The organism is Thermoactinomyces mirandus, from assembly GCF_013868055.1.
Lineage (GTDB): Bacteria > Bacillota > Bacilli > Thermoactinomycetales > Thermoactinomycetaceae > Thermoactinomyces > Thermoactinomyces mirandus.
Genome location: NZ_JACEOL010000034.1, coordinates 50,073 through 58,030, shown reverse-complemented (window position 1 = coordinate 58,030; position 7,958 = coordinate 50,073). Strand labels below are relative to the sequence as shown.

Genomic DNA, 7,958 nt, shown 5'->3' with positions numbered 1-7,958 from the left:
TGGATCATACGGGACTTTTGTACTGGCTACCGCGGTTGCAGCAGTCGGGTTCGTGATTTTGACACTCTTTTGCCCCAGGGTAATTCCTTCGGTGGTAAGTCCCGCAGAATCCTGGCTGATCACATCATGGTCGGGACCCACTTTGGTCCAGTCATCGGGCCAGTTGTCTGCATTCTTGTCAATTTCAAAACTCCCGTTGATTGCCAGATTGTTGCCCGGTCTCATCTCTGAGGTGGATTCAGTCACGTTGCCATAATTGTCTACTTTTTGCGCTGAAGATTTATTTGCCGCGTCGGAAGTAGACGTCTGGTTGTTGTTTTCATCATATTCATTGATGGTCGTGTTGCCTTCGGGATCGGTTTCCTGAACAGGGTTGTTGTTTTTATCGTAGACCGTCGTAGTTGTCTCATCCAAGGAATTGGTTACTGTTTTCAGGTTCCCATTAGCATCATAGGTGTAATTGTAGGTCGCTTCACTGTTGTTCGCATTCGCATTGGCATCTTTTTGGCTGGTCAGTTGGTTTTCGTTATTGTAAGTGAAGGTTTGCTTATAATTAAGCCCCGTGGGGTCTTGCGTGATTTGCACCACGTTGCCGTAGTCGTTGTGGGTGTATAAGGTTTTGATTGCTTTCGGGTTGGTGACGGTGGTTAGTTTGTTTGCTGTATCATACGTAAACGTTGTGGTAGCTGTTTTGACTTTTCTACCAACCGTAATCGGATAAGAAATGGTATCGACTTTGTCATCGGTGGTGCAGGTAACGGTTTTTGTATTTCCATTGGGGTCGGTCAGACTGGTCAGATTATGGCTGGGATCATAACCGTAGGAAACGGTTGACAGGATTGCACCCGCTGCATCTTTTTTCGTGACAGTGGTCAGATCTCCGCTGGCGTTGTAGCCATACTCAACGGTTCGGTTTACCGGGTCCGTGATTTTGGTTACCCGGTTGTTGGCATTGTAAGTCAGCGTAATGGTGCGGCCCGATGCATCGGTGATCGTAGTTGGATAAGCGCCGGAACAGGTGATTGTTGTCGTGTTTCCGTTGGTATCGATAATCTTGTTTAAATATCCGGTTGTAGTAAAGAGATACTCAGTTTGAGATGCATCGGTAAGTACATAAGTCCCGTCTGCTTTTTTGGTCAGATCTAATTGAAGCACCTGAGATGTTTGGTAGGTGCCGTCTCCATTGGGGGTAAAGCTGTGCAGGGTTCCGTCAGCATCCCGGTACTGAATCGGTCCGTCTCCGCTGTCATAGAGATGCTGTTCGATATTGGAGGTCCATCTGTAACTGAAAAGTCCCGACGTGTTCGACTTGCTGTTGTAGGCGCGAGCTACACTGGCAGGGATGCCGCGCCCCGGGATTTCCACATCCGATTCGGGCAAGTAGAAGTTTCCGTTATGGGTATTGACGTTGGTGACAGCGGAAGTCCAGAATGCTTTGGTTTTTTGGTCGGGTCAGTCGCATAATCGCTGGAACGGAACGATTTCCGGTCATTAGTTTCAATCTGATGACGAAGGGAGACTCCGTAGTTTTTGGTTGTCCCGCTGTACCAGTCCTGGGCGAGGGAAGTGAGATCCCAGCTGTATTCTCCCACTCTCCGACGATGGTGGAGGAAAGCAGGCTGCCAATGGTCGGTTGATTGACCCACTTCACGTCGGATGAAGTCCAATTGGAAGTGACCGGATACAGGTTGACCTGCTGGTTGGCAACCGTTGAATACTGGTTCAAATAAAGTTTGGCTGAACTGATTTGCGCTCCGCTCAAGAGAGGTTGCAATTTAAATTTGATAAAGGAACGAGTGATCCCGTAGTCGACATAGTTTCCGGTAATCAGGTAAGTCAAACCACCATAATTTGTGTTTTGTACAGTTGTGTCTTTGTTGCCGACAAACGCATCGTAAGTATCCGTGGTCCCTTGAATCGTTAAGGACGGGTCAATCACCACCGGGTAAGCGCGCTGTGGATCTTGGAGCCATTTCTCGTTCGCTTTCAGATCGAGGTAGGTTTCTTTTCCATCAGTGCGCAGTTCCAATTTGGCATTATGAGATATCCTGTCCTTGGCGTCTACCATCAGTGGTCGGGGGATGGTAAATAAGGTGTTCCCTTTGCTGTCAACAAACTGGATGGAACCGTCTTTTTGCGGGACCGGCTTAGCGTTCTGCACATTCATGCCCATTGTAAAGGTGGATTTACCACTGTATTTGTGGAGAATCCATTCTTTCTTTCACACCGGAGTTATCTGTTTGATAAACCAGATCGGTATCCGGATAGACGCCTTCGTAAGAGACTTTATTATTCTTTGTTTGGGCAGGTACGTTTGCACCGTCGATCTGGCGGAAATCCACTTTGGCTTTTCCCATTTGAAATCGGACCAATTTTTCCGATTTTGATTGTTTTGCGAATCCGATGCAGAACTTGTTTGCTTTGTTGATGAAAGGCAGTTCGGGGTCTAACGCTTTAGTTCCTGAAACGGCTATTACCTGGTTATCGACCTCTTTCCAGGTGCCATTTTCCTGGTAGTGGATGGGTTCCGAGTATTCTTCCTGAATATACGTTTTTCCGTCGCCTTTGATAAAGGTTTTGGAGTTTTCTGTCCGCAGCTCGACGATTTCCTGCCGACTGTTAAAGAGTTCTTTTTTCTCCTTATTGGCTGCGTATGCATCTGAGTAACCGGGTAAAAGAGTTGCACCCATTAAAGAGACAATCACAATGAAAGAGATCCAGCTCAGCCTTTTCATTCATTTGGGATTCATTAATTTCTCCTCTTTTTACAAAAAATGGAAATAAAATGAACCATTCAGAACAAAAAGGAAATCATTTGCTAACTACTAATTAGTATTTTTAGTTTTAATGATTTAGTATAATGACATTATAATTTACAAATTAAATCATTGAAATATAATTATATTAATTAATTATTACGAAAATAATCGAATTAACAATGAAAGACATTTCCGGTTTAATACGAGGATCAAAAAAAGTGATATCTATGATTAGTTTTGTTTAAAAGCTGTTATTTGTTTAGAAATCGCTTTAAAGGAGCATTCCATCCATGCCATATCACATTGGAATTGAACTTTCCCCTTCATTTTTCAAACTGGCGGAGGTAAAAAAAAGGCGTAACAAAATGTGGCTTTACCAGTATGTGGTTCATCCATTACCCAGTATCTGGTCCTGGGAATCATCGATTTGGGAACGGGAAGAATTTATTCAGTCCGTTCAGGAAGCCTTGCTGGGCCGCGATTTACATACAAAACGGGTTCATGTGGCGATTAACAGCAAATATGTGATATATAAACGCGTAATGGTTCCGGAAATGCGGAAAAGAAAATACCGCAGCTGGCTCAGGGAATATTTGTTGCCTGTGTTGGATCTTCCTTTTTCCGATCCTGTTTTTGATTATCATCTGATCAATCATGTATGGGTGGATGGAGATGAACAGGAAGTGTTACTGGCGATTACTTCGTCTTCTTATATCGATGTATTAACGAAGTGTCTTCATTATTGCGGACTTGATCCCGTTCATATTGACCTGGCTCCACTGGGTTTGTATCGCTGGCTTAACCATATTGAGGATTTGAGCTCTTCTCCATTCATCCTGCTTTATTTATCCAAAAACGAAGGGGAGATCAGTTATTTCATCGATGGGATGTTTCAGGGAGCCCATATGATCGAGCTTCCCATGACTCCCTGTCTGGTTGGGAAAGATCGCCCGTACCCTGATCCTTTAACCCCTGTCCTGAAAACAGAAGAAGAAGTAAGTTGCTATGGACAAGCTTTGATGGAGATCGTATTTGAAGGAATTCCTGACGATCTGAAAAAAATCTTTTCATGCCCGAACACCCGGTATATATTGGCAGGAGAAGGAATTGACCTGTCCCTGTTGGAAAACTGGCTCATTCAAAATCATTCAATGAAAGTAAAACTGGCTCCGCCTGCGGAGATGGTCATGACCGACAACTTGCGGGAAAGAGCTTCACGATGGATCGGCAATTCCTTATCTGTTCCGCTGGGATTAATGATGGACTGAAAGGAGGAGAGCGGGAAATGAACTTTCTTCCTCCGCGGCCGCTCTCGCAACGTTTTTTTTATGGCTGGTTGCTTCTGATTCTTCTGGTTTTCATCCTTGCAGGATGGGGTGTGTTTTGGGCGAAAGACAAGCTGGAACAAAAAATTAAGCCCCTGGAAGAACAAACAAGCATCCTGCGGGAAAAAACAGCGGAAGCCATGCAAAAAGAAAAAGAAGCAAAGAAACGGAATCAGGAACTGGCTCCTTTTTTGGAGTATAAAGAAACCGTGGCCATGCTGGAAGACAGCCAGATTTCATGGAAAACATGCATTAATTTACTTTCCGATGCCCTCCCAGACCAAGCCAAAATCTTCCGGATGGAAGGAAAAAAGAATCATATTTATTTGTGGGGGCTTTTCCCTTCCGTAGAAGTGGCGTCTGGCTATGTAAACAAAATGGTTAACGAACAGAAAAATGTATTTCAGGAAGGCTGGGTGGATTGCGTTGGTGCTTCTTGTGCCGGCTCTCCCGTCAAAGCGGTAGGGAAGCAAGTTGTGATCCAGTTTCATTTTGTTCTTGAGCAGGATTAGAGATACATAAAGGAGGGAAACGGCTATTCGTAAGCCAATCAAACGGAGATGGCTAAAAACAGGCCAAACATTATTGATCGTATGTTGTCTGGGGTTAATGGGGATTGTTGGACTTGTTTATTTTCTTTTACGACCACTTTATCTCCATTACCAGCTTCTGCAGCATGAATATTCCGCATTAGTCGGAAACAGTAAGAGATACTCCAAAACAGAGATATCCGATTCCGTTTATTACGCACTACCCGATGTGGAAAGTCCGGCGTTGGAAAAAAGAATTCCGGTTGATGGGAATCATCCTGAATTTGTGGTACAGATTGACCAGGCTGTACGAAATTCGAAGGCAACCCTTGTCAAGATGCAGTTAGCGGAAACTTACGATTCTTTTTTACCCGCAGACCAGGCAAAAGCAGGAAAGAGCCAGACGTCGGATTTGCAGACAGGAATGGAAAATGAGAAAAACCCATTTCTTCAGCCTGTATGGATCAGGTTAGAGGTTGCGGCAACCAAAGAAGAGTGGATTCGATTAATCGACGAATTGCAAAAGGGAGACCGGCTGATCTCTGTAACAGTCTGGAAGTACCAGTGGACAGACGAAAAGAAGCCGGCAACAGGAACGATCTATTTGACAGCGTATTATTACCAGGATTCAAGATTGAAAAAGGGAAAATAGAGGTTATTTACAAAAGCATATAAGTATCCTGTTTGTGCAAAATATCTTTTTGACTAGCAATGAAGTTGCCATAAATACTTAGCCATTATGACAAAAGTTTGTGAACTTTCGTTATAGAACAGGTCACAGCTTAAGTAAGAGTTAAACCGGTAGTTAAACATCGACCTTTACTTGGACCAGAAATCGGCTTTACAGTTTTTTTATATTCTGTAACCGCTAAAACAGCGGTTTTTCTTTTGGACAATAAAAATACCTGATCTCCCGTTAAACAAAAAATGCGATTATTCTGAACCGGGCAATCAGGTAGAGGCAGAATCTGTTTCTTTTCCACAGGATAAATCCCTTTTTCGGGTCCGCTGATAAACATCATGCGGATTTCGTGGCTTTTGGGCAATCCGGAAGCCGACTGCGACAAAATAAATGGTTTTTTCAGCAGGAATATAGCGATAAATCAGGCGAAGGTCCGGACGTTGTTTTTTTTTGGGACGGGCGACGGAAAAAAACTTTTTTTTGCGATATCCGGTAAGCGGGGCATATTTCAAGCGTGCAGCCTTATAGGGGTTTCGGATCACCTGGACAATGGCCCGGTCCAGTTGCAGCAAAAATTCCTGAAATCGTTTCTTGCCGAGAACACCGGCGATAAATAACAGATCATCGCGAAAATGGGGATGATACTTTTCAATCATAATGATGTCGGTCCTTTGTTTTGATCCGGAATTTGACGGAGAAACGAGAGCCGGGAAACATGTTCCGGTTTTTCAATCCATTCCGTCTCCCGGATGGTGAAGCGTTCTTTTAAGGTATCACCCCATTTCATGTCTTCATACATCTCTTCCAGTTCATCGAGCCGGTTTATCAACTGTTCATAGGCATTGATATCCAGGATTACGGCCCGCAAACGGTTGTTATGGACAAGCCCCAGTTTTTTGTTTGTGTGCAGGAGATCGTCAAACAATTTTTGCTTGTTCATTTCTTCCAGGTCATGGCTGGAGATCAATTCATTCTGGGCAAAAGTTTTTAACATATCTGGAATCACCTCGCATTTCCCATGATAATTCTATTATATCGTGTCGTTTCCGGAATCATAAGATGTTTTCTTGCAAGATGCTTTTTAAAGACAGCCATGGCAACGAAACGATTTCGTGCCACGGCTGTCGGATCAGTTGGCAAGGCGGCGTTGCGCATATTTGGCGAATACCGGATGATGAACTTTCAATTCCTCCAGCAGCGACATAAATGCCTGGCGGATGTCCCATTGCGCTTCGGGGGAAGTGCGCAAATTGATTAAATGATACAACTCCCACAGACTGGCAGTTGCCACGACCTGGCGATGATGCGCATTGGTAACGGCATAGGGAGCAATGAGCGGGTCAAACGCTGAAAGTTCCCGGTAAATGTTTTCCGCTTCCTGTAAAAACTCCCGGTAGACGGGTTCCAGTCCAGCTTCCCTGATGTGGGGAGGAATGGTATAACCGAATCGAATCGTTGGCAAACCATAAGAAAAATGGGTACGGCGGTTGTGACGAAGCAACTGGTGCCAATTCGCTTCGGAAATCATAAATTCAAACTGGTAATGGAGATGGTGAAATTCACCTCTCGGGTTATCGAAAAAGTTCAGGTTGCACAAGGCTGCTTCTGCCATTTCTTCCAGTTGTCTTGTCGAACAGGAGAGAGCCTGTTGTCTTGCTTCGGCATAAGAAAGGCAAGTTTCGCTGATTATCAGGCGAGTGGCAAGTTCCAGTAATGCTTCTTCATATGGAGGCATTTTGGTCATGCGGGCCACAGGACCTTCCACCGGCCGGGACGAAGGAGCCGGTTCCGGTGAAAGAGTATTTTCCAGCTGTTTTTTTGTTGTGAGCAGATAGTCACTCGGTTTTACATATTTTAACAACGTGGGGATGACCTGGCTGATTTCCTGTTCCATCGCTTTGGCCAGCTGCCGGCATTCGTCATACGGACTGGATAACAGCTGAATCAGCGTGTCTCTTAAGGCACGGCCGTTTCCAGTCATGCCCAGACTGGTTAGGGTAGCCAAGGTAAGCACATAGCGGGCATCTTCAAAAGCGATTTTTTCCACACGTAAACGGTAAGCGCGATCCGACTCGTTCTGCTTCCGGGGAATCGTTTCTATTAAATGATTATTCAAGTCGTGCATCAGTTGGTCATAAGTGTCAAACGCCCTTTCCTGAAGAGCGAGAAACTTCTGTTTCAGTTCCCGGTGCCGATTCAGTTCAGGAGGCAAATAAAATTCTCCCCGTTTCGGGCGTTGATAGCGTTGGCTGTATTCGGTAAAACTGTTGAATGAATTGGCCAGTTCCAGCTCGGCGGATGCCAGCCGGCTGATTTTCTCGATTCCGATATGGGCGACAGCATGTTCTGCAACGCTGCTGTGCCCATAACTGACAACCCATTTTTCATGAAAGCGGGCCGCCTTTTCGGAAGATCCCCTGGCCATTCCTGAGGCGTTCCGGGTGACTTGCAACTCCTCATCAGATAAAAGTTTTTCCAGATTTTCCCGAAAACTGGCAGAAGACCGGCTGACGTAGGCAAAAATGACGGCGATTACTTCTTCGGGCAGATTAAAAATGGTGTAGACGTTTTTGTCGAGATTGGATACATACTTTGTCAAGTCAATCCTTTGTTCCTGTTTCATCCATCCATCCCCCTATCATGCCTTTCATTCTAGCAAACT

At 44.8% G+C, this 7,958-nt stretch carries 9 protein-coding genes and 1 pseudogene; 3 read left to right on the top strand and 7 right to left on the bottom strand.

The genetic code is table 11. The features are described from left to right. The 4 genes and pseudogenes from H2C83_RS11060 to H2C83_RS11050 all read right to left on the bottom strand — a co-directional run. Nucleotides 1-1,380, bottom strand: a 1,380-nt coding sequence (locus H2C83_RS11060; protein ID WP_181740693.1) for a DUF6531 domain-containing protein, incomplete at its 3' end; no start/stop codon positions are given. Further along, complete coding sequence (locus H2C83_RS18585; protein WP_376766359.1) at nucleotides 1,329-1,592, bottom strand: DNRLRE domain-containing protein; 264 nt, start codon at nucleotides 1,590-1,592, stop codon at nucleotides 1,329-1,331. The genes H2C83_RS11060 and H2C83_RS18585, both read right to left, overlap by 52 nt. 17 nt (nucleotides 1,593-1,609) lie before the next feature. After that, a pseudogene (locus H2C83_RS18580) lies at nucleotides 1,610-2,068 on the bottom strand (DNRLRE domain-containing protein); the annotation flags it as partial. Nucleotides 2,069-2,186: 118 nt separating this feature from the next. Further along, the gene (locus tag H2C83_RS11050; protein ID WP_181740689.1) at nucleotides 2,187-2,735 is read right to left on the bottom strand and encodes a hypothetical protein; all 549 of its coding nucleotides are present in this window, start codon (nucleotides 2,733-2,735) and stop codon (nucleotides 2,187-2,189) included. Between the two features lie 314 nt (nucleotides 2,736-3,049). On the opposite strand from H2C83_RS11050, the gene pilM reads away from it, so the two are divergent. The 3 genes from pilM (at nucleotide 3,050) to H2C83_RS11035 (ending at nucleotide 5,266) form a co-directional block, all read left to right on the top strand. Further along, nucleotides 3,050-4,027: a type IV pilus biogenesis protein PilM gene (pilM, locus tag H2C83_RS11045; protein ID WP_181740687.1), complete on the top strand. Its 978-nt coding sequence runs from the start codon at nucleotides 3,050-3,052 to the stop codon at nucleotides 4,025-4,027. Between the two features lie 17 nt (nucleotides 4,028-4,044). Then, nucleotides 4,045-4,596, top strand: coding sequence for a hypothetical protein (locus H2C83_RS11040; RefSeq protein ID WP_181740685.1), 552 nt, complete (start codon nucleotides 4,045-4,047; stop codon nucleotides 4,594-4,596). A 73-nt stretch (nucleotides 4,597-4,669) separates the two neighbouring features. Then, nucleotides 4,670-5,266, top strand: coding sequence for a hypothetical protein (locus H2C83_RS11035; RefSeq protein WP_181740683.1), 597 nt, complete (start codon nucleotides 4,670-4,672; stop codon nucleotides 5,264-5,266). A gap of 299 nt (nucleotides 5,267-5,565) precedes the next feature. Here H2C83_RS11035 and H2C83_RS11030 read toward each other — a convergent pair whose 3' ends face one another. The 3 genes from H2C83_RS11030 to H2C83_RS11020 form a co-directional block, all read right to left on the bottom strand. Further along, a complete protein-coding gene (locus H2C83_RS11030; protein ID WP_181740681.1) occupies nucleotides 5,566-5,952 on the bottom strand; it encodes a hypothetical protein in 387 nt (128 codons plus the stop codon). After that, nucleotides 5,949-6,290, bottom strand: coding sequence for a hypothetical protein (locus tag H2C83_RS11025; protein ID WP_181740679.1), 342 nt, complete (start codon nucleotides 6,288-6,290; stop codon nucleotides 5,949-5,951). Before H2C83_RS11025 ends, H2C83_RS11030 begins: the two co-directional genes overlap by 4 nt. A gap of 135 nt (nucleotides 6,291-6,425) precedes the next feature. Then, the gene (locus H2C83_RS11020) at nucleotides 6,426-7,919 is read right to left on the bottom strand and encodes an FAD-dependent thymidylate synthase (RefSeq protein ID WP_181740677.1); all 1,494 of its coding nucleotides are present in this window, start codon (nucleotides 7,917-7,919) and stop codon (nucleotides 6,426-6,428) included. Nucleotides 7,920-7,958 lie beyond the last annotated feature (39 nt).